Consider the following 24369-nt stretch of genomic DNA (forward strand, 5'->3'; position numbering starts at 1 on the left):
CCGATCACATCGCCATCATCCAGACCATCTAGGATCGTTAACCGTGCCGGCGGCCAAGCAGACCAAGCAGGAGCGTGTCTACCAGGCGATCCGTGAGCGGATCCTGAGCGGGCAGTGGGGTCCGGGCTACCGCGTGGTGATCGACGCGCTCGCCGAGGAGTTCGAGGTCTCGGCGCTGCCGGTCCGCGAGGCGATCCGGCGCCTGGAGGCCGAGGGCCTCGTGATCTACCGCCCGAACGCGGGCGCGCAGGTCGCGCCGGCCGAGCCCGGGCTGTTCGACGAGGAGATGACGGTCCTCGCGGTCCTGGAGGGCTACGCGACCGCGCTCGCCGCGCCCGAGCTCAGCAAGACGGACCTCAGGGCGCTCAAGGGCTTCACGCAGGAGATGGTCGGCGCGATGGAGGCGATGGACTCGCTCGCCTTCGGCCGCCACAACCAGGCCTTCCACAACCTGATCTACGAACGCTGCCCGAACGCGACGCTCGTCGCGAGCCTGCGCGACGTCGCCCGCCGCCTGGACGCGATCCGCCGCACGGTCTTCGTGCAGATCCCGTACCGCGGCTCGCAGTCGGTCGCCGAGCACCGCGAGCTGATCAGGCTGATCGAGAAGCGCGCGCCGGCCGGCGACATCGAGGCCGCCGCCCGCGCGCACAAGCTCCACACGGTCGAGTCCTTCCGCGCCTGGCAGAGGGAACGCGCCGAAGCGGGCGACGTGCCCGCCTCGGCGTAGTCCTACAGGTTCAGCAGCGCCGCGACCTTCGCCTGGCCGGCCTGGCTCAGCGGCGACATCGGCTCGCGCGCGAAGCCGGAGGGCAGGACGCCCATGCGCTCCAGGACCCACTTCGCGGGGATCGGGTTGGTCTCGGCGAACGCCGCGTCGACGAGCGGGTGCAAGTCGTAGTGCAGCTGCCGGGCGCGCGCGTGGTCGCCGGCGACGAACGCGTCGTAGAGCTCGGCGACCGGCTCGGGCGCGAAGTTGCCCACGCATGACAGGTGGCCGTCGCCGCCGAGGCAGAGCATCGGGTAGCAGAGCAGCTCGATCCCGCTCAGGGCGATGAAGTCGGTCCCGCACGCGTTCAACACGTAGGAGACGTGCTCGAAGTCGCGGGTCGTCTCCTTGATCCCGACGATGTTGTCGTGCTTGCGCGCGAGCTTGGCGACCGTCTGCGGCGCGACGTCGACCGCCGCGCGGATCGGCACGTTGTAGGCGATGATCGGCAGGTCCGGGAACTCGCTCGCGACGCGCGAGTACCAGTCGAACAGGCCCTCCTGGGTCGGGCGCCCGTAGTAGGGCGTGACGACCAGCGCGGCCGCGGCGCCGAGCGCCTGGGCCTCGGCGCAGAGCGCGAACGTCTCGTCGAGCCTCGCGCTGCCGGTGCCGGGCAGGAACGGGACGCGCCCGGCGATCGCGGCGGTCGCCGCACGCATCACCGCGATGCGCTCCTCGACGGTCTGCGACGTCGGCTCGCCGGTCGAGCCGCCGACCGAGATGCCGTGGGTGCCGCGCTCCAGCTGCCAGTTCACGAGCGTCGCGACGGACTCCAGGTCCAGCGCGCCGTCGGGGTGGAACGGCGTCACCAGCGGCGTGATCGCGCCCTTGACGGAGGTGGGGTCGCCGGCGAACGGCGTGGGGGTCAGCGTCATGTGGGGAGCTCCTGCTCGTCCGGGGTCGTCTCGGTCGTCTCGGCGGCGCGCGCGGCGAGCCACGCCTCGTACTCGGCGCGGCGCGCGTCGCCCAGCGGGTAGACGCCGCGGATCGAGTCGCCGGCGCGCACGCGCTCCAGCGCCCAGGCCTCGCGGTCCTCCTGCGCGAGCGCGTCGTGGGCGATCGACTCGGCCATCGCCGCGGGCAGGACGACGACGCCGTCGCCGTCGCCGACGAGCACGTCGCCGGGCATGACGAGCGCGCCGCCGCAGGTGATCGGCACGTTGCGCTCGAGCGGGTAGTGGATCAGCCCGAGGACCGCGGCGTGCGGCGCCTGGTAGTAGGTCGGGAGGTCGAGCGCGCCGACGGCGTCGCGGTCGCGCAGGCCGCCGTCGGTGACGATCCCGGCGCCGCCGCGGGCGAGCACGCGCGCGGCGAGGATGTCGCCGATCGTCCCGGCGCCCGGGTCGTTGCGCGCCTCCATGACGAGCACCTCGTCGGGGGAGATCGACTCGACCGCCTGCTTCTGCTGGTTCAGCGGCGCGGTGTCGGCGTCGCGGATGTCCTCGCGCAGCGCGACGTAGCGCAGGGTGGAGGCGTAGCCGAGCAGCCGCAGGTCCGGGCGCGTGGACTGCACGCCGGCGATGAACGCGTTGCGGATCCCGCGCCTGGTGAGCTGGACCGTGAGCGTCGCGGTCGAGACGCGCTGCAGCGCGGACCACGCCGCGTCGGTCAGCGTGACCGGCCGCGGCGCGTTGACGCCGAGCGCGGTCGCGCGCGTCGCGCCCGACACCGCGGGCTGCGCGCCCCACGGCTCGAGCGGGTGGTCGGCGTCGGCGATGGGGCTGCGCAGCGTCCCGATGCCGGAGACCTCGACCTCGACCGTGCTGCCGGCCTGCACCGGGCGCGAGCCCGCGGGCGTGCCGGTCAGGATCACGTCGCCGGGCTCCAGCGTGACCAGCCGCGACAGGTCGGCGACGAGGTCGGCGAACGAGAACAGCAGGTTGGCGGTGCTGTCGTGCTGCACCGTCTCGCCGTCCACGCGCGTCTCGATGACCAGGTGGTCCAGGTCGAGCTCGGCGGCCGGGACGCAGCGCGGGCCGATCGGCGTGTAGCCGTCCTGGCCCTTCGACAGGAGGTTGGAGCCGCGGTCGGCCCACCGCAGGTCGTAAAGTCCGAAATCATTTGCCACCGTGACCCACCCGACGTGCGCGAGCGCGTCGTCCGGATGCACGCGCTTGCACCGCTTCCCGATCACCAGCGCGACCTCGCCCTCGAACGCGAGCAGCTCGGTGCCGCGCGGGCGCAGGACCGGCACGCCGTCGCCCGACAGCGAGGACGGCGGCTTGAGGAAGTAGGACGGGACGTCCGGCACGCGGCCGCGCTGCTCCGCCCGGCTGCGGTAGTTGAGGTGGACCGCGATGACCTTGGTCGGCGTCAGGTCGCCGGGCAGGTTCATCGGCGGAGGCCGCGAGCGAGCGTTGACATCATCAGCTGAAATCCTATACGATCTGAGCATGCTTTGCCAGCGCATCACGAGCGGCCGGTGACGTCCGCGCAGGCGGCCCCCGCGGCCGGCGGGACCCACGCCTATCCGCTCCAGCGCCACTTCATCGACGGCGCGTTCCGCGAGTCGCAGTCGCGCCGCACGTTCGTCAGCCTCGACCCCGCGACCAACGAGCCGCTCGCCGCGGCGGCGGAGGGCGACGCGTTCGACGTCGACCTCGCGGTCGGTGCCGCGCGGCGCGCGTTCGACACCACCGACTGGCCGCGGATGAAGGCGACCGATCGCGCTGCGGTGTTGCGCCGGGTTGGCGCGCTGATCCGCGAGCGCGCGGACGAGTTCATCGAGCGCGAGGTGCGCGACATCGGGATGCCGGTCGCGCAGATGCGCGGGCTGGCCGCGCGCGCGGCGACCAACTTCGAGTACTACGCGGGCGTGGTGACCGAGCTGCACGGTCGCTCGTTCCAGGTCGGCGAGGAGTTCCTGAACTACACGATCCGCAAGCCGGTCGGCGTGGCGGGCATGATCATGCCCTGGAACGCGCCGCTGATGCTCTCGACCTGGCGGATCGCCCCGGCGCTGGCCGCGGGCAACACGGTGGTGTTGAAGCCGGCCGAGTGGTCGCCGCTGACCGCGACGCTGCTGGCCGAGGTGCTGGCCGACGCGGGCGTCCCGGCCGGGGTCTTCAACGTCGTGCACGGCTTCGGCGAGACCGCGGGTGCCGCTTTGTCCTCGCACGCGGGCGTGGACCTGATCTGCTTCACGGGCGAGACGAGCACCGGCTCGACGATCATCGCCGCGGGCGCGCCGACGCTGAAGCGCTCGTCGGTCGAGCTCGGGGGCAAGTCCCCTGTGTTGGTCTTCGAGGACGCCGACCCGGAGCTGGCGGTCGACGCGGCGCTCGCGCAGATCTTCACCATGAACGGCCAGCGCTGCACCGCGGGCTCGCGTCTGTTGGTGCACAACTCGCGCTACGAGGCGGTCGTCTCGGCGATCGCCGAGCGGGCCAAGAGGATCCGGGTCGGCGACCCGGGCGACCCGAAGACCGAGTTGGGGCCCTTGATCCGCGCCGAGCACCACGAGCGCGTCGTGCAGTACATCGACTCGGCGCGGCGCCAGGGCGCGCGCGTGCTCGCGGGCGGCCGGCGCCCGGACGGGCTGGACCGCGGCAACTACCTGGAGGCGACGGTGCTCGCCGACGCCGACGAGCACATGGACGTCTTCCGCGAGGAGATCTTCGGGCCGGTCCTCGTCGCGACGCCGTTCGCCGACGAGGCCGAGGCGATCCGGTTGGCCAACGCGACCGAGTACGGTCTCGCCGCGTACGTGTGGACCAACGACCTCACGCGCGCGCACCGCGTCGCGCACGCGCTCGACACGGGCATGTGCTGGATCAACTCCCAGAACGTGCGCGACCTGCGGACGCCGTTCGGCGGCGTCAAGAACAGCGGCATCGGCCGCGAGGGCGGCGACTACGCCTTCGACTTCTACTGCGAGACCGAGATCGTGCACGTCGCGCTCGGCACCCACGCGATCCCGAAGCTCGGGCTTGGCGACGACGACCAGGAGACGTCTGCATGACCACGGTGGCCGAGATCGTGACCCGGCCGGTGCAGGCGCCGGACTTCGACATCCTGCGCGCCGGGTACCCGGAGCTGCTGGTCACCGACCTCGACGCGTCCGAGCGGTTCTACTCCGAGTTGTTGGGGTTGATCGTCGCGGGCCGCACCGAGGACGCCGTGTACTTCCGCGGCTGGGAGGAGCGCTCGCTGTTCTCGCTCGTCATCCGCCAGGCGCCGGTCGCCGGCGTCGGCCGCCTGGCGTTCCGGGTCCGCTCGCCCGAGGACCTGGACCGCGCTGAGCGCTGGTTCAGCGGGCGCGGGCTGGCGACCGCGTGGGTCGACCGCGCCGAGCTGGGCATGGGCAGCGCGCTGCGCACGTTCGACCCGATGGGCTACCCGCTCGAGCTCTACTACGCCATGGACCGCGTCGAGTCCCAGCTGCAGCGCTTCGACCTGCACCGCGGCGCGCCGGTCCTGCGCTTCGACCACTTCAACCTGCACACGCCCGACGTCGCCGAGAGCTTCGCCTTCTGGCGCGCGCTGGGCTTCCGCTGCTCGGAGTACATCGCCACCGACGGCGACGACGAGCAGCTGACCGCGGCGTGGATGCTGCGCAAGCCGGGTGTGCACGACGTCGCGCTGACCGCGGGCCGCGGGCCGCGTGTGCACCATGTCGCGTGGTGGGTCGGCGAGCCCGCCGGGATCCTGCGCGCGTGCGACCAGCTCGCGGGCGCGCGCCACTCGGACCTGATCGAGCGCGGCCCGGGGCGCCATGGCGTGTCCAACGCGTTCTTCGTGTACCTGCGCGATCCCGACGGCCACCGGATCGAGCTGTACTCCTGCGACTACTGGACCGGCGACCCCGACCACGAGCCGCTGCGGTGGTCGACGGCCGACCCGCGCTGCCGCTCGTTCTGGGGCACGCGCGCGCCGGACTCCTGGTACGAGGAGTCCTCGCGGATCCTCGGGCCGGACGGGGAACTGGTGGCCACGCGCGCCGCGGGCGTGGATGAGCGCGACACCCACAGCGAGGTGATGGCATGAGCACGGTCGAGCTTCCGCGCCTGCAGCGCGGGCTGTTCATCGGCGGCGCGTGGCGCGAGGAGTCGTCGACCGGCACGACGTTCGACGTGGTCGCCCCGGCGAGCGAGGAGCACCTCGCGACGCTGCCCGCCGCGTCGGCCGAGGACGTGGACGCCGCCGTCCGCGCGGCGCACGCCGCGTTCGAGGGCGCCTGGGGGCGCCTGAGCGGGGCCGACCGCGGCAAGTTGATGTACAAGCTTGCCGAGCTGATGGAGCGCGACCTCGAGGTCTTCGTGACGTTGGAGGCGCTCGACGTCGGGCGCCCGGCGTTCGAGCCGCGGGCGGTCGACATCCCCAACGCGATCGACGTCGTCCGCCACTTCGCGGGCTGGGCCGACAAGATCGAGGGCCGGCTGATCGACGCGCTGCCGAACTTCGGCCGGCCGCGGCACTCCTACACCCTGCGCGAGCCGCTCGGCGTCGTCGCGGCGATCACCGCGTGGAACGTCCCGACGATGCTCGCCTGCTGGAAGCTCGCGCCCGCGCTGGCCGCGGGCAACACGGTGGTGTTGAAGCCGGCCGAGGACGCGCCGCTGACCGCGCTGCACCTCGCCGCGCTGGTCGAGGAGGCCGGGTTCCCGGCGGGCACGTTGAACGTCGTCACCGGGTTGGGCCCGGTGGCGGGCGCGGCGCTGGTCGCGCATCCGGGCGTCGACAAGGTGTCGTTCACGGGGTCGCTGGAGGTCGGGCGCGAGATCGGCGTGCAGTGCGCGCGCGAGTTCAAGCGCTGCACGTTGGAGCTGGGCGGCAAGTCGCCGCAGATCGTGCTGGCCGACGCCGACGTGGCCGCGGTCGTGCCCGGGATCGCGGGCGGCTTCCTCGCCAACCAGGGCGAGGTCTGCGCGGCGGGCACCCGGATCTTCGTGGCGCGTTCCCTGTACGACGACGTCGTCGAGGGGGTTGGCGAGATCGCGCGCTCGGTCGTCCTCGGCGACCCGTTCGACGCCGCGACGCAGATGGGCGCGCTGATCAACGCGCGCCAGCGCGACAAGGTCATGTCCTACATCTCGGCCGGGGTCGAGGAGGGCGCGCGGCTGGTCGCGGGCGGCGAGCGGCCGGACCGGCCGGGCTACTTCGTGGCGCCGACGGTCTTCGCCGACGGGACCAACGACCTGCGGATCGCGCGCGAGGAGATCTTCGGGCCCGTCGGGTTGTTGGTGCCCTTCGACGACGTCGCCGAGGCGGTCCGCGCCGCCAACGACACGCGTTACGGGCTGGCGGCGTACCTGTGGACGTCGGATGTGAGCGCCGCGCACACGCTGGCGCGGCAGGTCAAGGCCGGGACCGTGTGGGTCAACGGCGCGGGTGCGCCGGACGCGCGGCTGCCGTGGGGCGGGCTGAAGCAGAGCGGCGTCGGGCGCGAGCTCGGCTACGCGGGCATCGAGGCCAACACGGAGGAGAAGGTCGTCACGGTGGTGCTGTGAGCGACCTGCTGGTGCGCGGCGGCACGGTCGTCACGGTCGATCCGGGGTTCCGGGTGGTTGCGGACGGGGCGGTCGCGGTGCGGGATGGGCTTGTCGTCTGGGTCGGTCCGGCGGCGGAGAGCGGCGCGTGGGTGGGTCCCGGCACGGAGGTCCTCGACGTGCGCGGTGGGGCGATCCTGCCGGGGATCAACGACTCGCACGTCCACGCCGCGATGCTCGGTGCGTACTGGCCGCAGCTGTGGATGGACTCCATGGCCGCCGGCGGCGGCCTGCCGACCCCGCGCGAGCTGGAGACCGAGGCCGAGCGGCGCGGCGCGATCGAGCGCGCGCAGGACGTGTTGTTGTCCTACGGCATCACGAGCTGCACGGAGCCGGGCCTCGGCCCGGGCGCCGACGGTCAGCACGGCGGGGCGTGCGGCGCGGCGGTGCTCGACACGTACGTGTCGCTCGCGCGCGAGGGCGCGCTACGGGTGCGCGTCAGCGCGCTGCGCCTGTTCGGGGAGCTCGACGGGCCGTCGACGCTCGAGGCGGTCGCGGCCGGGCTGTCTTCGGAGGACCCCGCGGCGGGCTGCGACCCGCGCTGGTTCAACATCCTGGGGTTGAAGATCTTCGCCGACGGCATCCCGCCGATGCGCAACGCCTACATGTCGGAGCCGTACCCGGGCGACGGCGGCGGGCGCGGCGAGCTGCTGACCGAGGGCGGCGAGGCGGGACTGCGCGCGATGATCCTCGCGGGCCACCGTGCGGGCGGGCAGGTCGCGGTGCACGCGACCGGCGACCGCGCGATCGACATCGTGGTCGACGCGTTCGCCGAGGCGATGGCGGCCGACGGCCGCGACGACGCGGGCCACTACGTCATCCACGGCGACTGCGCGTCGCCGTGCACGCTCGAGCGGATGGCACAGCACGGCATCGGCCTCAACGCCCAGCCGGTGATCCAGCAGGCCACCGCCGGGATGCTCGCCGCCGCACTCGGCGACGAGCGCGCCGCGCAGGCCTTCGCGTTCGGCACCGCGCGCGCGGCGGGCGTACCGCTACGCCTGTCCTCCGACGCACCGGTCGTCGCACCCGACTGGCGCGCCTCGATCGCAGCCGCCGCCACCCGCGCCGACCCCGCCCAGCGCCTGACGGTCGCCGAAGGCATCAAGGCCTACACCATCGACGCCGCCCACCAAGACGGCGCCGCCGACTGGAAGGGCTCGATCGAGCCCGGCAAGGTCGCGGACCTCTGCATCCTGTCCACCGACCCCTTCGCCATCCCACCCACCGACCTACCGGCCGCCGACATCACCTACACCTTGGTCGACGGCACCGTTGCGTTCAAAGCTGTCTGAACCGAAGGCGCGTCGCTTCTGAGCCCAGAGGCGCAAGGCTTCTGAGCTAGGGATCGAGGCTTCTGCGTTCAGCGGCGCGACGTCTTGGGTCAGAGGGAGGAGCCCGGACGCGCGGTGCTTCAGAGCGAGGGTGGTCGTCAGCGTGGTGGGCTGAGGACGCTGAGGAGCAGCATCGAGCCCAGGGAGCCGCCGGCCCAGAGGGTCTGCTCGGCGGCTTGGGTGCGGATGGCGGTCCAGACGGATTCGGTGGTGCCGGGATGTGGCAGGTAGGTCGGGAAGCGTGAGCAGGAGATCGCCAGGCGGAGGCGGTGGCCGGCTGCGAGCCGGAACGCGATGGCCCCGAGCTCGACGGTCACGCGTGCCGGGCCGTGGAGCGTGTCGACGGTCGCGATGCCTTCGGCGAGCTGGTGGACGGTCCCGTCGGGTGCGAGGTGCAGCAGGGTCGCGAGCACGTGCATCGCGGGTGCGGTCGAGGCGATCTCCAGCTGTGCGGCGGCCGGGCCGACGAGGTCGAGGGGCGCGTCGGGGGCCTCGGAGGTGAACGTCGCGACGTCGGGGCGCATGTGCGTCGCGGCCTCGTGCGGGATCGGCAGGACGATCTCGGTGCCGAGCGACGGCACCGGCGCCTCGGGGTCGTGGACCCAGCGCGCGCACGAGCGCCGGCGGTCGGCGCGGGCGGACAGCGCGCCGCCGAGCAGCGTCGTCGTCGCGCGCTCGGCGTCGGCGAGGTGCAGGATCCACGGGCGCAGCGGCGCGGGCGGCCAGCGGTCGGCCTGGCGCCAGCCGGCGCCGGCGATCTCGTAGCGCACGCGCGGCGGGCGCCGGCGCGGACGGCGTTGTTGGAGGTGTTGAGCGAAGAACGACAACGTGGGCTCCAGCCCGCCGCCGCGCGGCGGCGCGCCCTCGTCGTCCTCGATCCCGAACGGCCGGCCGATGTGGTCGACCGCCCCGATCACGAGCTGCTGGTCGCCGGCCGCGGGCGCGCCGCCGCCGGTCACCGTCGCCCAGTCCTGCAGGGACCAGGACTTGAGCAGGTCGAACCAGCCGCCGACGTGCAGCGCCGGGATCCGCAGCGCGCTCGCGGGCAGCCCGCGCGGGTAGGCGTGCGCCTGCAGCGCGGCCGGGTCGGCCGACAGCGCGCGCAGCTCGCCGAGCAGCCCGCGCACGGCGGTCAGGTCCTCGGGGATCACCTCGGCGTACGGACGGCGCGTCCAGTCCAGCGACGCGCCCTCGATCCGCGCCGAAGACGCCCACTCGGAGACCAGCCACTCGGTCCCGTCGGGCGCGGCGAGCGCCGGGCCCCACCACGTCGGCGGGACGAGCTGCGAGGTCATCGCCAGCGACATCGCGCGCAGCGCCGGGTGGCCGGAGGCGGCCGCCGCCCACTGGCAGAAGCCGAGGTAGGACGAGCCGTGCATGCCGACCGCGCCGTCGGACCACGCCTGCTGCGTGATCCACTCCAGCGTGTCGTAGCCGTCGTCGACCTCGTGGAAGAACGGGCGCCGCTCGCCCTCGGAGCGGAAGCGGCCGCGGACGTCCTGGACGACCGCGACGTAGCCCTCGGCGGCCAGCGCCAGCGCGACGCCGGGCAGGTCCATCAACAACCCGCACTTGTCGTAGCACGTGCGGATCAGGACGGCGGGCGCGCGGCCGCGCAGGCGCTCCGGCCGGTAGACGTCGGTCGCCAGGCGCGTGCCGTCGCGCATCGGCACGAGGTGCGGCTCGGCCGCCGGGTGCATCGGCGCGGCGTCGTACACCAGCGGCGCCCAGCGGGGCGGGACCTCGCGGCGCCAGTCGCTCATCGTGGACGCGGCCTCCATGCGGTCACCGGGGCGGCGTCGCCGCCACGGCCTCCTCGCGCGTCGTGCCCCACGAGGCGCCGGGGTCGACGACGCCGCGGTCGAGCCAGTGGTCTTCCACGCGTGCGCGTAGTGCGGGTCCATGCTCGGCGGCGAGCGCGAGCGCGCCCAAGTTGTCGTCCAACTGCGCGCGGCGGCTGACGCCGAAGAGCACGGAGGCGACGTCCGGGTTGGCGAGGCAGAACGCGAGCGCGAGCTGCCCGGGCGTCGCGCCGAACTCGTCGCGCGCGATCTGCGCCAGCGCGGGCGCGCCGGCCCGGATCTGCTCGCGGATCGCGCCGGTGTCCATGCCGATCCGGCGCGTGGCGGCGGCGCCGCCCGCGAGGATCCCGCCCTCGAAGACGTCGGACGCCTGGATCGCGATGCCGCGTTCGTCGAGCAGCGCGCGCCACGGCGCGCCCTCGGCGACCGACCGGCGGCAGACCGAGTACTTCAGCTGCGCCAGCGCCGGGCCGGGGAGCCCGGCGGCGCGCGCGGCGTCGTCGGCGCGGCCGATGTCCTGCGCGCTCCAGTTGTTGACGCCCCACGCGCCGATCCGGCCGTCGCGCAGCAGCTCGCCGACCTCACCGACCACGCGCTCCACGTCGAGCTCGCCGACGAAGTCGCCGAGGATCGCCAGCTCGGCGCGGTCGTAGCCGGCGCGCTGCTCCAGCCGGTCGAGCTGGACCGCCAGCGGCTCGGCCGGCCACGTCCACAGCCACAGCTTCCAGCACAGCTGCCAGGCGTCGCGGTCCAGGCCGGAGTCGCGCGCGATCGCGCCGAAGAGCACGTCGGTCTCCGACCCCTCCTCGTGCGGGCCCATGTTGTAGGACCCGACGTCGAACAGCCGCGCGCCGCCCGTGACCGCGGCGCGGAACAGGTCGACGCCCTCGTCGTGGGGCATGCGGTCCCAGGTGTGCCACGAGCCGAGCGCCAGGCGCGACCAAGATGTATGAGTCATCGCTGCTCCTCCTCCCGCGCGCGGCGGAACGTCTCCAAGGTGTTCAACTTGTGCTGGCGCGCGGCGGCCTCGACCTGCTCGTCGGGCGCGCCGTCGCGGATCAGCGCGATCAGCGCGTGGTGCTCCTGCACCGCCGCGTCGCCGCGGTAGGGGATGTGGACGAAGGTCGTGCGCCGGATCGCGTCGAGCTTGCGCGCCAGCTCGCGCAGCAGGTCGACGAGCGGCGGGTTCGGGCAGGCGTCGTAGACCGCGGCGTGGAAGTCCTGGTTGAGCCGGCCGAACGTCAGCGAGTCCCAACGGCCCATCGCCTCGACCATCTGCTCGTTCAGCTCGGCGAGGTGGTCCAGGCGCGCGGGGCTGAGGTGCGGCGCGGCCATCACGGTCGCGTGGCCTTCGAGCACCGCCAGCACGCGCAGCTCGTGCTCGAAGAAGCCGGGCTCGGAGGCCGCGACCTGCGCGCCCTCGTTGGGGCGGAAGACGATCAGCCCCTCGGCCTCCAGCCGCCGGATCGCCTCGCGCACCGGCAGCGCGGAGACGTCGAGCTCGCGCGCGATGTGCGTGATGACGACGCGGTAGCCGGGGCCGTAGGTGCCCGACAGGATCCGCTCGCGCACGTGGCGGTAGACGCGCTCCTGCTTCGTCAGTCCGGTGCCCTTGACGCCGGCCACTACGCGTCGCCGCCCGGCAGCACGGAGAGCGTGAGCGTCGCGGAGCGCGCGCCGCCGACCGCGACCGTCTGGTGCGCGGCGCGGCGCTCGGTCGCGGTCCAGAGGTTGCCGCCGACGCCCGGATGCGCGACCCAGCGCGGGAAGCGCGAGCCGGAGAGCGCGAGGCGCAGGCGATGGCCCGCGGGCAGGATGTAGGCGATGTCGGCGAGACGCACGGTGGCGTCCTCGGCGCGCGCGTCGAGCCACGCGATGCCCTCGGTGATCTGCGTGGCGCGGCCGTCCGGAGCGACGTCGCAGAGCGTCGCGACGAGGTGAGCGGAGGGAGCGGTCGACGTCGCCCGCGCCGCGAGCGTCGCCGGCCCGGCCAACGTCAGCGCCGTCGCGGCGGGCTCGGCGTCGAACGTGAGGACGTCCTCGCGGGCGTGGACGGCGGCCTCGTCGGGGAGTGCCTCGATCAACATGGTGTTGTCGTCGGCGTGCAGCGAGGGGACGGGGGCGAGGGGGTCGTGGGTCCAGGTGAGCGTCCCGGCGGCGGAGTCGGCGCGCGGCGTGAGCGCGCCGGAGGCGGTCAGCGCGAGCGACAGCGCCCGCGCCTCCGGCGGCGGCCAGGAGGGCGCGGTGTGCCAGCCGCCGCCGGCCAGCTCGTAGCGCACACGGGGGAGCGCTCCGCTCTCCGTGCCGCGGACGTGGATGTCGAAGAAGTCGCAGGCGCGGTCGAGGTGCCGGTCGGCGGCAGCGATGTTGTAGGGGTTGCCGTCGTGGTCGGCCGCGCCCATCACGAGGTGCTGGTGCGCGGCGGCCGGCGCGTGCGCGGTCACCGTCGCCCAGTCGCGCAGCTGGTAGGGCGTCATGACGTCGAACCACGCGCCGGTGTGCAGCGCGGGGATGCGCAGGCCGCGGGCCGGGAGCGCGCCGGGGTAGATCGCGGCGTGCAGCTCGTCGCGCTCGAGGCTCAGGAACTCGCGGTGCAGCGTGCGCGCGTCGCGCAGGTCGGCCGGGATCGCGTCGATCAGCGGCCGCGCGGTCAGGTCCAGGATGTCGCCCGCGACCATGCCCGGCCCCGACCACCAGCGCGCGAGCCAGTCGACGCCCGCGAGCGATGCGACGTCGGCGGCGAACCACGCGTCCGGCACCTGCTCGGAGGCGACCCGCGGCGCGATCGCCTTCAGCCCCGGGTGCGCCGCGGCCGCCGCCGCCCACTGCGTGAAGCCGAGGTAGGAGTCGCCGAGCATCGCGACGCGCTCGTCGCACCACGGCTGGCGCACGATCCAGTCGATCGTGTCGAAGCCGTCGTCGGCCTCGTGCAGCCACGGCGCGCGCTCGCCGCCGGAGCGGAACGTCCCCCGCACGTCCTGGACGACGAGCGCGTAGCCGCGGTCGGCCAGCTGCGCCGCCACCGCCGCCATCGCGGGCCCCGCGCCGGACTTGTCATAGGACAACCGCACGAGCACGGCCGGGATCCGGCCGCGCAGCGGCGCCGGCAGGTGGACGTCGGTGGCCAGGCGGACGCCGTCGCGCATCCGCACGCGGTGCTCCTGCGCGCCGGCCAGCGGGGCCGCCGGGCCGTGGAGCCGCTCGGCCCAGCGGGCCGGAAGTCCGATGTCGCTTGCCGTCTGAATCGGCGGCAGCATATCATCACGTATATGATTTCGTTCACGAAAACTGAAGCAGTGACGCCGGAGCCGATCGTGGCGGTCGCCGCCGGGTTCATGGCCGCCAAGCAGCTGTTCGCCGCGTCGGAGGTCGGGCTCTTCGCCGGCCTCGCCGACGGGCCGCTCGACCTCGCGGCGCTGGCGGGCAGGCTCGGGCTCCCGGAGAGGTCGTGCCGGATCGTCGCCGACGCGATGGTCGGGCAAGGCCTCCTGACCCGTGAGGGCGACCGGTACGCCAACTCCGCGGCGGCCGCGACCTACCTGGCGGGCGACGGCGACGCGCTCGACCTGCGCCCGTTCCTCGCGTTCTGGGACGGCATCTCCTACAACCACTGGACCAACTACAGCGACACGGTCCGCCGCGACGCCCCGCAGTCGCTGGACGTCTTCACCAGCGCCGAGCCGGACCCGGAGCGCACCGCGCTGTTCTTCGGCGGCGTCAGTACCTACAACACGGCCCACGCGCTGATGCTGGCGCAGACCTATGACTTCTCGGGCCACGCGCGGATGCTCGACCTCGCGGGCCTGTCGGGCGCGTTCATCACCGCGGCGGCCGCCGCGCGGCCGGACCTCAAGGCCACGTTCTTCGCCGAGCCGTCGATGGTCGAGTTCGCGGGCGAGTCGTTCCCGGCCGAGCTCGACGTCGAGGTCGTCGGCGCCGACGTGCTGGCCGACCCGATCCCCGGCCGCTACGACTGCGTGCTCTTGGAGCACGTCGTCCACCGCTACTCCGCCGAGGACAACATGAAGCTGTTGCGCCGCGCCCGCGCGGTCGCCGAGGACGGCGCGACGCTGCTCGTGCTCGACTTCTACCTCGACGAGGGCGCGCCCGAGCGGCCGCTCGACGCGCTGCTGGCGGGCGAGTACCTCGTGATCGACGGCACCGTCGTCTGGCCCGAGGCCGACGTGCGGTCCTGGCTGGAGCCGACCGGCTGGCGCTTCGTGGAGACCCGCGCGGTCCCCGGCTCGCCGCGCGTCCTGATCGCGGAGGCGGCATGACCACGGTCCCGAAGCGCCGGATCGGCACGAGCGGGCCGGAGGTCTCGGTCCTCGCGCTCGGCTCCTGGCACACCTACGACCGCATGGACTTCCACGACGGCGCGGCGCTGCTGCGCCGCGCGGTCGACGCCGGGATCGACCTGTTCGACGTCGGCGTCTACGGCGGCGTACCGCTCGACGAGTCGGGCAAGATCCACCACTCGTTCACCGACGTGATCTTCGGGCGCCTCGTCGAGCACGCCGGGATCGCCCGCGAGGACTACAGGTTGAGCGAGAAGCTCTGGCTCGAGCCGTGGCCGCAGATCACGATGAGCGCGCAGCTGCAGCGCGCGCTCGAGCGCGTCGGGACCGACCGCGCGGACCTCGCCGTCCTCGGCGACATCCGGACCGAGACCATCAACTACCGCGCGCTCGTGCTCGACCTCGCCGAGGCCGTGCGCTCCGGCCTGCTCGGCGCGTGGGGCGTCAACAACTGGTCGGTCGCCGACCTGCGCGCGACGCACGAGGCCGCGCAGGCCGAGGGCGTCCCGGGCCCGCAGCTGGCGCAGCTGAAGTACAGCCCGTGCCGGCGCGCGATGGCCGACGACCCGGAGTACCGGGCGCTGCTGGCCGAGACCGGCATCAGCCTCCAGGCCTCCGACGTCTTCGAGGGCGGGATGCTCGCCGGCCGCGTCGGCTCCGACCGCGTGGTCGGGCGCGACCCCGGCGGCGTCCGCGAGCGGATCGCGGCGGTCGCTCCGCGCCTGCGCGAGATCGCCGCGGGCTGGGACGCGACGCCCGCGCAGGTCGCGGTCGCCTTCGGCCTCGCGCACCCGGCCACCGCGACCGTCCTGTTCGGCGCGTCGCGGATGGAGCAGCTGGAGGACAACCTGGGCGCGCTGGACCTGCTGGAGCGGGTCGGCGCCGAGCCGCTGCGCGCGGCGGTCGACGAGCTCTGGGTGGACCAGCATGTCGGCGCCTGAGCTGAGCGGGCGCGTCGCGCTCGTCACCGGCGCGGGGTCCGGGATCGGCGCGGCGCTCGCGCGCGGGCTCGCGGCGGAGGGTGCCCGCGTCGCGGTGCTCGACGTCAACGCGGACGCCGCGGCGACGGTCGCGGGTGAGATCGGCGGCGTGCCGTTCACGGTGGACATCTCCGACGCGGCCGCGGTGACCGCCGCGGTCGAGGCGGTCGCGGCGCAGCTCGGCGGCCCGCCGGAGATCCTCATCAACAACGCCGGCGTCGTCGCGGGCGGCGGCCCGTTCCTCGACCTCGACCCCGCGGTGCTCGACGCGGTCCTGCAGACCAACGTGCGCGGTACGTGGCTGATGACGCAGGCGGTCGGGCGCGCGATGGTCGCGGCGGGCGCGGGCGGCGCGATCGTCAACGTCAGCTCGATCGGTGCGCGCCAGCCGACGGCCGGCCTCGGCCACTACGAGGCGACGAAGGCCGCGGTCGACGCGATCACCCGCACGGCCGCGATCGAGCTCGCCCCGCACGGCATCCGCGTCAACGGCGTCGCGCCCGGCCCGGTGCTGACGCCGCTGACCGAGATGGCGATGCAGATGCCGGGCGCCCGCGAGGCGTGGGAGGCGCGGATCCCGCTCGGCCGGATCGCCGATCCGGCCGACCTCCTGCCGCTTGTGCTGCTGCTCTGCGGCGCGGCCGCGAGCCACGTCACCGGCGTCGTCGTGCCGGTCGACGGCGGCCAGCTCCTCACCTGATCCAGAAAAGGTCTTGCCTTTTCTTCGCAAGCAGGTATAGGATCTCATATACGATTTCCGTTACGACGGAGGGGGAGGAGAGCGAGTGAGCGTTCTGGAGGTCCGGGACGTCACGATCGAGCGCGAAGGGCTGCCGATCGTGCGACGGGCAACGCTGGAGGCACAGGCGGGATCGGTGACGGTCCTGCTCGGCCTCAACGGCGCGGGCAAGACCACGTTGCTGGAAGGGATCAGCGGCGTGATCGGCGTGCGCGCCGGGGAGGTGCTGCTCGGCGGCGAGCGGATCGACCGCCGGCCGGCGTACCGGCGCGCGCGGGCGGGGCTCGCGCACGTCGAGCAGGGCCGCGGCGTGTTCCCGGACCTGACGACCGAGGAGAACCTGCTGGTCGCCTCGCCCAGCGGCGAGATCGAGGCGGCGTTCACGCTCTTCCCGGAGCTGGACAAGCGCCGCAACGTCGTCGGCGGCCTGCTGTCCGGCGGCGAGCAGCAGATGCTCGTCGTCGCCCGCGCGATCGTGCGCGACCCGCGCGTGCTGCTGGTCGACGAGCTGTCGCTCGGCCTTGCGCCGGTCGTCCTCAGGCGGCTGATGGCCGCGGTCGTGGAGCTGGCCCAGCAAGGCATGGCCATCGTCTTGGTCGAGCAGTTCGCCGCGCTGGCGCTGGAGGCCGGGACCAAGGCCTACGTGTTGCGCGGCGGCGAGGTCGTCTACGACGGCACGTGCGCCGAGCTGCGCGACGAGGACGGCCTGCTGCAGCGCCTGTACCTCGGCGAGGCCGCGGGCACGGGGGCGGCGCGGTGAGCGCGCCGACCCTGCGGCGCGCGGCGCGCACGACCGGCCCGCTCGTCGCGGTCGTCGTCCTGGCGCTGGTGCTGGTCCCGGCCTACGTCGGCCAGTACTGGACGTTCCTGCTGACGAGCGGCCTGATCGCGGTCGTCGTGATGCAGAGCCTCGGCGTGATCACCGGCCGCGTCGGCGTGATCTCGCTGTGCCAGCTGTCGTTCGCGATGATCGGCGCCTGGGTCGTCGGCTGGTGCAACGTCAAGGGCGTCCCCGGCGGCTTCTACGTCTGGACGCTGCTCGCCGGCCTGGCGGCCGTGCCCGCGGGCCTGCTGATCGGCGGCCCGGCGCTGCGGCTGCGCGGGGTCAACCTCGCGATCACGACGTTCGCGTTCGCCACGGCGGTCGACGTCGTCTTCTCCGCCAAGCAGTTCCCGGGGACCGACTCCTTCAGCTTCGTGGAGCGGCCCGCGGCGTTCACCAGCGACGGCGGCTACTTCCAGTTCGTCCTGCTCGTCGTCGGGATCATCTTCATCATCTTGCAGGTGGTCGACCGCACGCGCCTGGGCGCGTCGTGGATCGAGCTGCGCTACTCGGAGCGCGGGGCGGCCGCGCACGGCACGAGCGTCGCGTCGTCGAAGCTGGCGGCGTTCGGCGTCGCGGCGTTCATCGCGGGCGTCTCGGGCGCGCTGCTCGTCGGCCAGGCCGGCTCGACGACGCCGCAGGCGTTCGGCGCGCAGACGTCGCTGTTCTACTTCGCGATCGCGGTCACGATCGGCGTCCACAACTGGGACGCCGCGGTGATCGCCGGCATGGCCGGCGCGCTGATGCCGGTGCTGCTGGAGAAGCTCGACCTGTCGCAGTCCTACGCGAACATCGCGTTCGGCGTGCTCGGGGTCGCGGTGCTCGCCCAGGGCAGGGGCCAGATGGGGCAGAGCGACATCATCAAGATGCGCCGCCAGGCCAAGCGGGCGCGCGAGGCGACCGAGCGTGCGGCTGCGGCCGACGCCGAGGCGCCGCTCGCGGTCGAGGCGCTCCTCGACGCGCCGGCCGCCGCGGCGATCCGCGCGCGTCGCGTCGTCCCGCACGACGCGCCGCCGGCGCTGGAGCTGCGCGACGTCACCGTGCGCTTCGGCTCGGTGACCGCGGTCGACGACGCGTCGCTGGTCCTGCCGAAGGGCTCGGTGACCGCGCTGCTCGGGCCCAACGGCGCGGGCAAGTCGACGCTCATCAACGCGGCGACCGGCTTCGCGCCCATGACCGGCCAGGTCCTGCTCGAAGGCAAGGACATCAACAAGCTCGCGCCGCACAAGCGGGCGCGCGCCGGGCTGCGGCGCTCGTTCCAGCAGCTGCGCGTCCCGCCGGGCCTGACCGCCGGGATGTTCCTGCAGACCGCCGCCGGGCGGAGCATGAGCGCGGCGGAGATCGCCGAGTTCCTGGAGTGGTTCGACTGCCCGTCGGCCGACGTCCCGATCGGGACGCTCGACGTCGGCGCGCGCCGGATGCTCGAGGTCGCGGGCCTCGCGGCCGGGCGCCCGGCGGTCCTGTTGCTCGACGAGCCGGCCGCGGGCCAGGGCGCGGCGGAGACCGAGCTGCTCGGGCGCCGGATCGCGGAGATCCCGGAGCGGACGGGCTCGACCGTCCTGCTGGTGGAGCACGACATCGACCTGGTGCGCGCCGCGTGCGACGCGCTGGTCGTCATGGACTTCGGGCGGGTGATCGCCGCGGGACTGCCGGACGAGGTGCTGGCCGACCCGGCGGTCGTGGAGGCCTACGTCGGCAGCGGCCCGCATGCGGGCGCCGCGGCGTAACTGACAACGACGAGGGGAGAGGTGCACGTGATGTACAAGAAGGTGCTGGGCCTCGTGCTCGGCGCGCTGCTCACGGCCGGTCTGGCGACCGGTTGCGGGAGCAGCAGCGACAACTCAGGTGGCGGCGGCGGAGGTGGCGGCGGGAGCAAGGGCTCCATCAAGGTCGCCGGCCTGTTCACGCTGACGCCGCAGGCGTTCGGCAACGACGCCGTCAAGATGGCCAGGCAGGTCTTCGACGACCAGAACGCCGCGGGTGGCATCGGCGGCCGCAAGATCGAGTACCTGAGCGGCGACGACACCGCCAACCCGACGCAGGCCGCGCAGCTCGCGCGCAAGTTCGTCGGCCAGGGCGCGGTCGCGATGGTCGGCACGGTGTCGTTCGTCGACTGCGGGACCAACCACGGGTACTACGAGAAGCAGGGCATCGCCTCGATCGTGGGGATCGGCGCCGACCCGTTCTGCTTCACGACGCCGAACGTGGTCCCGGTGAACATCGGCCCGTTCACGTCGGTGACCGCGGACCTCTACTACGCGACGAAGTTCCTCGACGACAAGAAGATCTGCATCTTCCTGGCGCCGACGCCCGGCTCCAAGGACGCGCAGGACGCGGCGGTGGACCGCTGGACGAAGCTGACCGGCCAGAAGCCGGTCGTGATGGACGACAGCCTGCCGCTGACCGAGTCGAACTTCACGCCGTACCTGCTGCGGGCCAAGAACGCGGGCTGCGACGCGATCTTCCGCAACGGCTCCGACACGACCGGCCTGTCGATCCTGAAGGCGGCCAGGAACCAGGGGATGCAGGACGTCGACTTCCTGTTCGACGCCTCGTCCTACACGGCGCAGCTAGCGAAGTCGGCCTCGCCGCTGGGCATGAGGGTGTACCTGGCGTCCGAGTTCGAGCCGTACACCGAGACCCAGGGCGCCAACGCCGACTGGATCGCCACCGCGGAGAGGGGCAGGATCAACGAGACCGCCTTCACGCAGGGCGCCTACGTGTCGGCCAAGTGGCTGATCGAGGTGCTGAGGTCGATCAAGGGCGACATCACGCGCCAGTCGGTCCTCGCCGCGATGAAGGCGGGCAAGCCCTACAACAACCCGATGGTGGGCTCACCGCTGGTCATGGGCGATGCCAAGGCGCACGCCCCCAACCAGGCGATCAAGATGGTGTCCATCAAGAACGGCAACTGGGAGGTGGAGAACAAGGAGTTCTTCACCCTGCCGCAGGGCTAGGCGACCGGACTCGCCTGACCTGCTCCCGGCAACACACGGGGCGCCGCCGCTCGGGCGGCGGCGCCCCCTTCGCCGGCTCGTTGACCGACTCACGTTGAAGGGACGTCCCTGAATGCTCCAAGTCTCCACCACGATCGCCGGGCTGATCGGCGGCGGCGCGTTCGCCCTGCTCGGCCTGTGCACGATGATGACCTACCGCTTCGTGTCGGTCGTCAACTTCACGCAGGCGGCGATCGGCGCGCTCGGCGCGTTCTGCATGGTCCTGCTCCACGAGAAGGGCCTGCCGCTGATCCCGGCCGTGCTCGTCGGGCTCGTCGTCGGCGCGCTCGCGCACGGCGTGATCGGGCTGATGATGGTCGCCTGGTTCTCCGAGGGCAGCGAGGAGATCAAGGCGGCGGTGACCGTCACGCTGTTCACCGCGTTGCTCGGGCTCGGCGGCCTGCTGTTCGGCGCCGCGCACCCGCACAACTTCCCGGACCCGTTCGACCAGCCCGCGTTCACGATCGCCGACGTCACGGTGGTCTGGACGGTCGTGGTGATCTGCGGGCTGGCGGTCGTGTTCACGATCGTCCCGGTGCTCGTGCTCAAGCGGACGCACGCGGGCCTGCTGCTGCGCGCGCTGTCGTCGCGCCCGGGCACCGCGCAACTTGTAGGCGTTGCCGCGCCGCGCCTGGCGATGGCGGTGTGGCTGCTGACCGGGGCGGCGACCGCGCTGGCGATCATGGCGATCGCGCCGTCCTACCAGAACGACTTCTCCAGCCTGTCGCTGCTGATCACGTGGGCGTTCGCCGCCGCGCTGATCGGCGGCTTCCAGAGCTTCTGGGGCACGCTCTTCGGCGGCCTCGGGCTGGGCGCGCTGCAGGGGCTGCTGAGCTCGCTGCAGTCCCTGAACGTCTACCGCGGCGTGGTCCCGCTGGTGGTCATCGTGCTGGTGTTGCTCTGGCACCAGCGCCATGACCGCTGGGGCGCGGTCGCCTAGATGTATGACTTGATGATGAGCGAACGAGGGAGACGACACGGTGTGCCACGGTGACGACTCGCGACCGCCCGCGCCGCCGCGCGCCGGGGTGGTCGCCGAGGCGGGCGACCTGCACCTGACCAGCGCGGACGGGACCAAGGTCATGGCCTACGTCGCGCGGCCGGAGCGGCCGGGCGGCGCGGCGGCGGTGATCCTGCCGGACCTGCGCGGGCTGCACGGGTTCTACAAGGGCTTCGCCGAGCGCGTGGCCGAGGCGGGGATCACGGCGATCGCGATCGACTACTTCGGCCGCGAGCTGGGCGACGGCGCGCGCGACGGGACGCCGGAGCAGATGATGCCCTTGGTGATGGGGCTGGCGCCGGAGCAGGTCGCGGCCGACGTCGCGGCGGCGGTCGAGCATGTGCGTGGTCTTGATGGCGTAGATGATGTCTTCGCCCTGGGGTTCTGCTTCGGCGGCTCGCAGGCGTGGCTGCAGTCGGCGCTGACGCCGGGGCTGGCGGGGTGCATCGGGTTCTACGGGCGCCCGGACGACGTGCGGCCGTTCGCCGATCGGCTGCGGGCGCCGATGCTCCTGCTCGCCGGGACCGAGGACATGCTCACGCCGGCCGAGGACTTCCGGCGCTTCGACGCGGAGCTGTCCGATCTTGGCGTGGAGCACGAGTTGGTGTTGTACGACGGCGCGCCGCACGCGTTCTTCGACGTCGCCGCCGAGGGCTGGGCGGAGGCGTGCGCGGACGCGTGGGAGCGGCTGCTGGCGTTCGTCGCGGCGCGCGCTTCGCACCTGGAGCGGGCGTCGTGAGCGCCGGGACGCTGCCGCGCTCGACGCGCGCCGCGGTGATGCACGCCTACGGCGAGCCGCTGCGGATCGAGGAGGTCCCGCTGCCGCGCGAGTTGGAGGCGGGCGCGTTGTTGGTGTCGATCGAGGCGACGACGCTGTGCGGCACCGACGCGCACCTGTGGGACGGGCGGCTGGCGGGGTTCATCCCGGTGGCGATGCCGATGATCCACGGGCACGAGATGGTCGGGCGGGTGGTGGCGTTCGGCCCGGGTGCGCGCCTGGACGCCGTGGGGCGTCCGGTCGCTGTGGGCGATCGGGTGGTGTGGTCGGAGGCGGTGTGCGGGCACTGCCATCCGTGCTCGGTGCTCGGCGAGACCGTGCACTGCGAGCATCGCGCGCTGGGGTTCCTGCAGGCGGCTGACGTGGCGCCGTATGCGACGGGCGGGTTGAGCGAGCACGTCTACGTCGTCCCGGGCGCGCAGCGGCTCGTCGTCGATGATGTGGTCGAGGACACGTGGGCCGCGGCCGCGGGGTGCGCGGTCAAGACGATGCTGCGCGCGTTCCGGCAGGGCGGCGGGGTGGCGCCGGGGTCGTCGGTGGTGGTGCAGGGCGCGGGGCCGCTGGGGCTGTTCGCCACCGCCTACGCGCGTGCCGCGGGCGCGGGGACGGTGATCACGATCGGCGGGCCGGAGGCGCGGCTGGAGGTCGCGCGGGCGTGGGGCGCGGACCATGTCGTCTCGGTCGATCAGGTTGTTGATGCCGATGCCCGGGTCGCGGCCGTGATGGAGCTGACCGGCGGACGCGGCGCGGAGCTGGTCCTGGACCTCGCGGGCGCGCCGACGGCCAACCGCGAGGGCGTCTTGATGTGCGCGCGCCGTGGTGCGTACGTGGTCGTCGGGATCGCCGGGCCGGGCGCGGAGGCGATCCCGATGCCGGTCGTGATGGGGCGCGAGCTGCGGGTCGTCGGCTCGATGAACGGCGACGTCGGCGACCTGGCGCTGTCGCTGGAGTTCCTGGCGCGCCATCGCGGGACGTTCGACTGGAACCTGATGTTCGACGCGCCGGTCGGCCTGGACGGCGCGACCGGCGCGCTGGCGGCGATGGCGTCGCTTCAGACGATCAAGCCGGTGATCGCGCCGGCCATGGGCTAGAGGAAGAGAGAGCAAGGCAATGACATTGCATCCGGAGGCGCAGGCGGTCGTCGACGAGTCCGCGGCCGCGCCGGCGATCGACATGGACAGCATCTCGGCGGTGGAGATGCGGGCGGGCGCGCTGGCGATGTGGTCCGGCGGCGGGCCGTACGAGGAGGTCGGCTCGGTGACCGACCGGACGATCCCCGGCCCGGCGGGGGAGATCTCGGTGCGGATCTACCTGCCGCCGGGCGACGGCGCGCCGAGCGGCGTGTTGGTGTGGATGCACGGCGGCGGCTGGGTGATCGGCTCGCTGGACGAGAACGAGCGCGCGTGCCGGGCGGTGTGCGCGCGGTCGGGTGCGGCGATCGTGTCGGTGGACTACCGGCTGGCGCCGGAGCACCGGTTCCCGGCGGCGACCGACGACGTCTTCGCGGCGGTGCAGTGGGCGGCGGCGGAGTTCGCCGGTGTGCCGCTGGCGGTCGGCGGCGAGAGCGCGGGCGGCAACCTCGCGGCGGTGGCGGCGCTGATGGCGCGGGACCGGGGCGGCCCGTCGCTCGCGTTGCAGCTGCTGGTCTCGCCCGTGCTGGGGCGCCCGGAGGACGGGCGCGCGTCGTACGACACGTACGCCGACGGCTTCTTCCTGAGCCGGGAGAGCATGGAGTGGTTCTTCCGCCAGTACCCGCGTGATGACGCCGACCTGAGCAACCCCTACATGGTGCCCCTCGCCGCCGAGGACCTGGCGGGCGTGGCGCCCGCGCTGATCCTGTCGGCGGAGTGCGACGTGCTGCACGACGAGGCGTCGGACTACGCGGCGCGGCTGGTCGACGCCGGTGTGCCGACCGAGCTGGTCGAGTACGACGGGCACATCCACGGGTTCTTCGGGTTGTTGGACCAGCGCCTGACCGTGTCCGCGGAGGCGCACGGCAAGGCGGCGCAGGCGCTGCGCGACGCGTTCGCCGCCGCAAGTGTAGAAATCGCATAGGAGATCAGATAGGATCCATCCCGTTGTCCTGTCCTCCTCGGACGCTCGGGGTCGGGTCCACTCTCCTCTGTGGTCCTCCTCCGAAGGCTCCGCGCATGGCTGCCGGAGGGTGACAGGGAGCGGGACCTAGACCACCCCGCTCGGGAAGCGCCGGGCCCGCCTCTCCTCCCCGGAGGGCGGGCCCGAGCGCGTTCAGCAGCCCCTCGATACACGCGGCCGAGCTGATGCGTCGTCGGTCGCAACGTCGCGATTGTTGCCCGTCTCCGCCGGCCTCACCGCGTGAAGGGACGACGATGGCTTTCGTCGC

21 protein-coding genes are annotated in these 24369 nt (G+C 73.3%); 15 read left to right on the plus strand and 6 right to left on the minus strand.

Translation table 11 applies throughout. From position 1 onward, the window contains the following. The first annotated feature begins 43 nt into the window (after positions 1–43). The gene (locus tag H030_RS0104480; RefSeq protein WP_027005247.1) at positions 44–730 is read left to right on the plus strand and encodes a GntR family transcriptional regulator; all 687 of its coding nucleotides are present in this window, start codon (positions 44–46) and stop codon (positions 728–730) included. Between the two features lie 2 nt (positions 731–732). Here the strand turns inward: H030_RS0104480 and dapA are convergent, their stop codons facing one another. Further along, positions 733–1644, minus strand: a complete 912-nt coding sequence (dapA, locus tag H030_RS0104485; RefSeq protein ID WP_027005248.1) for a 4-hydroxy-tetrahydrodipicolinate synthase — start codon at positions 1642–1644, stop codon at positions 733–735. Then, a complete protein-coding gene (locus H030_RS29220; RefSeq protein ID WP_051221688.1) occupies positions 1641–3104 on the minus strand; it encodes a fumarylacetoacetate hydrolase family protein in 1464 nt (487 codons plus the stop codon). The genes dapA and H030_RS29220 overlap by 4 nt, the downstream gene beginning before the upstream one ends. A gap of 87 nt (positions 3105–3191) precedes the next feature. Here H030_RS29220 and hpaE point away from each other — a divergent pair, with 87 nt between their 5' ends. Genes hpaE through H030_RS0104510 form a run of 4 tightly spaced genes read left to right on the plus strand, consistent with a single transcriptional unit; the run spans position 3192 to position 8552 of the window. Beyond that, complete coding sequence (gene hpaE, locus H030_RS0104495) at positions 3192–4730, plus strand: 5-carboxymethyl-2-hydroxymuconate semialdehyde dehydrogenase (protein WP_051221690.1); 1539 nt, start codon at positions 3192–3194, stop codon at positions 4728–4730. Next, positions 4727–5755 (plus strand): 3,4-dihydroxyphenylacetate 2,3-dioxygenase, encoded by a 1029-nt coding sequence (hpaD, locus tag H030_RS29225; protein ID WP_051221692.1) that lies wholly within the window; start codon positions 4727–4729, stop codon positions 5753–5755. The genes hpaE and hpaD overlap by 4 nt, the downstream gene beginning before the upstream one ends. Further along, entirely contained in the window at positions 5752–7218 is a 1467-nt protein-coding gene (locus H030_RS0104505) for an aldehyde dehydrogenase family protein (RefSeq protein ID WP_027005250.1), read from the plus strand. Before hpaD ends, H030_RS0104505 begins: the two co-directional genes overlap by 4 nt. Beyond that, positions 7215–8552, plus strand: a complete 1338-nt coding sequence (locus H030_RS0104510) for an amidohydrolase (protein ID WP_027005251.1) — start codon at positions 7215–7217, stop codon at positions 8550–8552. Before H030_RS0104505 ends, H030_RS0104510 begins: the two co-directional genes overlap by 4 nt. Positions 8553–8689: 137 nt before the next feature. On the opposite strand, the gene H030_RS0104515 is transcribed toward H030_RS0104510, so the two are convergent. From H030_RS0104515 to H030_RS0104530, 4 genes are read right to left on the minus strand one after another with little or no spacing between them, the layout of a single operon-like run. After that, positions 8690–10372, minus strand: coding sequence for a CocE/NonD family hydrolase (locus H030_RS0104515; protein ID WP_027005252.1), 1683 nt, complete (start codon positions 10370–10372; stop codon positions 8690–8692). A gap of 4 nt (positions 10373–10376) precedes the next feature. Further along, positions 10377–11351 (minus strand): aldo/keto reductase, encoded by a 975-nt coding sequence (locus H030_RS29230; RefSeq protein ID WP_051221694.1) that lies wholly within the window; start codon positions 11349–11351, stop codon positions 10377–10379. Then, positions 11348–12019 (minus strand): GntR family transcriptional regulator, encoded by a 672-nt coding sequence (locus H030_RS0104525; RefSeq protein WP_027005253.1) that lies wholly within the window; start codon positions 12017–12019, stop codon positions 11348–11350. The genes H030_RS29230 and H030_RS0104525 overlap by 4 nt, the downstream gene beginning before the upstream one ends. Further along, entirely contained in the window at positions 12019–13650 is a 1632-nt protein-coding gene (locus H030_RS0104530) for a CocE/NonD family hydrolase (protein WP_027005254.1), read from the minus strand. The genes H030_RS0104525 and H030_RS0104530 overlap by 1 nt, the downstream gene beginning before the upstream one ends. Positions 13651–13662: 12 nt before the next feature. On the opposite strand from H030_RS0104530, the gene H030_RS0104535 reads away from it, so the two are divergent. The 10 genes from H030_RS0104535 to H030_RS0104580 all read left to right on the plus strand — a co-directional run bounded on the left by H030_RS0104535 (position 13663) and on the right by H030_RS0104580 (position 24062). Then, on the plus strand, positions 13663–14670 hold the full coding sequence (locus H030_RS0104535) for a methyltransferase (protein WP_027005255.1): 1008 nt from the start codon (positions 13663–13665) through the stop codon (positions 14668–14670). Beyond that, entirely contained in the window at positions 14667–15632 is a 966-nt protein-coding gene (locus tag H030_RS0104540; RefSeq protein ID WP_027005256.1) for an aldo/keto reductase, read from the plus strand. Before H030_RS0104535 ends, H030_RS0104540 begins: the two co-directional genes overlap by 4 nt. Next, positions 15619–16371 (plus strand): SDR family NAD(P)-dependent oxidoreductase, encoded by a 753-nt coding sequence (locus H030_RS0104545; protein WP_027005257.1) that lies wholly within the window; start codon positions 15619–15621, stop codon positions 16369–16371. The genes H030_RS0104540 and H030_RS0104545 overlap by 14 nt, the downstream gene beginning before the upstream one ends. An 85-nt stretch (positions 16372–16456) precedes the next feature. Then, positions 16457–17170, plus strand: a complete 714-nt coding sequence (locus H030_RS0104550; protein WP_027005258.1) for an ABC transporter ATP-binding protein — start codon at positions 16457–16459, stop codon at positions 17168–17170. After that, positions 17167–18960 carry an ATP-binding cassette domain-containing protein gene (locus tag H030_RS0104555; RefSeq protein WP_196808997.1) on the plus strand — a complete coding sequence of 598 codons (1794 nt, stop codon included), beginning with the start codon at positions 17167–17169 and terminating at the stop codon, positions 18958–18960. Before H030_RS0104550 ends, H030_RS0104555 begins: the two co-directional genes overlap by 4 nt. A 30-nt stretch (positions 18961–18990) precedes the next feature. Beyond that, positions 18991–20190, plus strand: a complete 1200-nt coding sequence (locus H030_RS0104560; protein ID WP_027005260.1) for an ABC transporter substrate-binding protein — start codon at positions 18991–18993, stop codon at positions 20188–20190. Between the two features lie 112 nt (positions 20191–20302). Continuing rightward, positions 20303–21169 (plus strand): branched-chain amino acid ABC transporter permease, encoded by an 867-nt coding sequence (locus H030_RS0104565; RefSeq protein ID WP_027005261.1) that lies wholly within the window; start codon positions 20303–20305, stop codon positions 21167–21169. A gap of 40 nt (positions 21170–21209) precedes the next feature. Next, on the plus strand, positions 21210–21968 hold the full coding sequence (locus H030_RS0104570; RefSeq protein WP_027005262.1) for a dienelactone hydrolase family protein: 759 nt from the start codon (positions 21210–21212) through the stop codon (positions 21966–21968). Then, a complete protein-coding gene (locus H030_RS0104575; RefSeq protein ID WP_027005263.1) occupies positions 21965–23098 on the plus strand; it encodes a zinc-binding dehydrogenase in 1134 nt (377 codons plus the stop codon). The genes H030_RS0104570 and H030_RS0104575 overlap by 4 nt, the downstream gene beginning before the upstream one ends. Positions 23099–23117: 19 nt before the next feature. Continuing rightward, positions 23118–24062, plus strand: coding sequence for an alpha/beta hydrolase (locus tag H030_RS0104580; protein WP_027005264.1), 945 nt, complete (start codon positions 23118–23120; stop codon positions 24060–24062). Positions 24063–24369 lie beyond the last annotated feature (307 nt).

It is taken from the genome of Conexibacter woesei Iso977N (assembly GCF_000424625.1).
In the GTDB taxonomy this organism is placed as follows: domain Bacteria; phylum Actinomycetota; class Thermoleophilia; order Solirubrobacterales; family Solirubrobacteraceae; genus Baekduia; species Baekduia woesei_A.